Genomic DNA, 1,868 nt, shown 5'->3' on the forward strand with positions numbered 1-1,868 from the left:
GCCCCGGCCCCGGCCCCGAGCAACGCGAACAGCAGAACCGCGACAACCGACAGCGGCCATCCTTTGTGGTTCATCGCCCGGCCTCCTCAGGGGTGAGCGTGACGTTGATCGTGTTGTCCGGGCCCGTCAGGGACGGGCTCAGGACGTCGGTGAGTGCGCCGCAGCCGGTCAGCGCCGGCAGGTCGTAGGCGCCTTCGAGCGCGCCGCCCGTTCCCGGGTCGAAGGCCGCCTGGGAGGTCAGCGTGATGTCGGACGGCTCGGCCGTCCGGCACTCGTCGCCCCCGCCGATCGGGATGACGCCGAACACGCTGAACGAGGGCAGCCTGGTGATCACCTTGGACGTGGTGGTGAGGGCGCCGTCCTTGAGCGTTCCCGTCGTCCTGCCTTGGGCGGCGAAGGCGACGTCGACCGTCACGGGCAGGAAGCCGAAGACCTGGATCTGGGTCTTGGACGGGTCGAGTGCGAGGTCGGCGGTGACGGAGGTGCCGTCGAGGGCCGCGTCCAGGGTGCCGGTCAGCGGGAGCGTCCCGCCGGAGGCCCTGATCGCGGACGAGCCGTTCAGCGCGAACGCGTACTCGCCGGTGGGATCCTCGCCGCCCTCGTCCACCATGAAGAACTCGACGAGGACATTGTTCTGGCCCGGGTTCTGCGTGCACTCGGATTCGAAGGTGCCGAGGCCGGACGGTCCGCCGTCCGCCGTCCTCGGGGTCAGGGTCAGGACGAGGTTCCCGACCGTGATCTTGCCCAGTCCCGGCTGGCTGAAGGTGAGGTCCGGCGACCTGCCCTGGCCCTTGACCGTGAACTCGCCGGACGCGGGGATCTGCGTCTTCTCCAGTGCGGAGTCGACCGCGACGGGCAGGCCGTCCGGCATCTCGGGCACGGTCAGGGTCGCCTCGGCGAGCGCGCTGCCCTCCAGGGTCACCGCGTCCAGCGCCGTGAGGGCCCGGGTGGACTCGGCGTTCACCGTCGAGACCGAGTCGACGACGATCCCCGGCATCACCTCGCCGACCGCGACCTCGTCGGGGACGTCCGAGCTGAGTTCCACACGCACCGGCTGCGGCCCGAGCAGCGGGAAGGTGCACTGGTAGTCCAGGCTTAGCGTCACCGGGGCGGCGGAGGCGGGGCCCGCGCCCGCGAGGCTCGACGCCAGCATGGCGGCGGCCGCGGCGAGGGCCGCGCCTGTTCTCTTCTTCTTGCTCACGTATGGACCTCTCGGACTGCCGGGGGCTCGGGCTGCCAGGGGCTCGGACCGCCAGGGGCGAGACGGGCCCCCACCGCAGAGCGGGTACGGCGGGGGCTCGTTCCTTGACCGTCAGCTCATCGCCGCCGTCACGCCTTGGGCGTGAGCGTCAGGTCGATGGTGTTGCCGTCACCGGCGGTGAAGATGTTGAGGATGCCGGTGAGCGGGCCGCAGTTCTCGATGTCGGACAGCGAGTACTCGCCGCTGATGTCGCCGCCGGCGTTCGGGTCGAAGAACTCACCCTCGGCCGACTGCAACTGGATGGTGGACGGCTCGGCCGTCTGGCACTCCTCGCCGCCACCGATCGGGATGGCGCCGAACACGCTGAACGACGACAGCTTCGTGACGACCGTGCTGGTGGTCGTCAGCTGGCCGTTCTGGTACATGCCGGTCGTCTGGCCCTGGGTGTTGAGGCCGATGTCGGCGGTCACCGGCAGGAACCCGAGGATCGAGAAGTTGCCCTTGGTCGGGTCGAGCTGCAGATCCGCCGTGACCTCTCCGGTGTTGAGGTTCAGGTCCGCTCCCACGGAGCCCGTCAGCGGCGCCGCGCCGTTCGCCGCCTTCACGACGGTCTCGCCGGCGAGGGTGAACTCGTAGTGCTCACCGCCGGGAGGCGTGGGAGTGGGAG

General features: G+C 70.4%; 1 protein-coding gene and 1 pseudogene. Both read right to left on the reverse strand.

Annotation, left to right across the window (positions count from 1 at the left end):
- Positions 1-70: 70 nt before the first annotated feature.
- Complete coding sequence (locus tag E1285_RS44880) at positions 71-1,201, reverse strand: DUF6801 domain-containing protein (RefSeq protein WP_132161002.1); 1,131 nt, start codon at positions 1,199-1,201, stop codon at positions 71-73.
- A 128-nt stretch (positions 1,202-1,329) separates the two neighbouring features.
- Positions 1,330-1,868 (reverse strand): annotated as a pseudogene (locus E1285_RS46355) (fibronectin type III domain-containing protein); the annotation flags it as partial.

The sequence above is a fragment of the Actinomadura sp. 7K507 genome, from assembly GCF_004348425.1.
Taxonomy (GTDB): domain Bacteria; phylum Actinomycetota; class Actinomycetes; order Streptosporangiales; family Streptosporangiaceae; genus Spirillospora.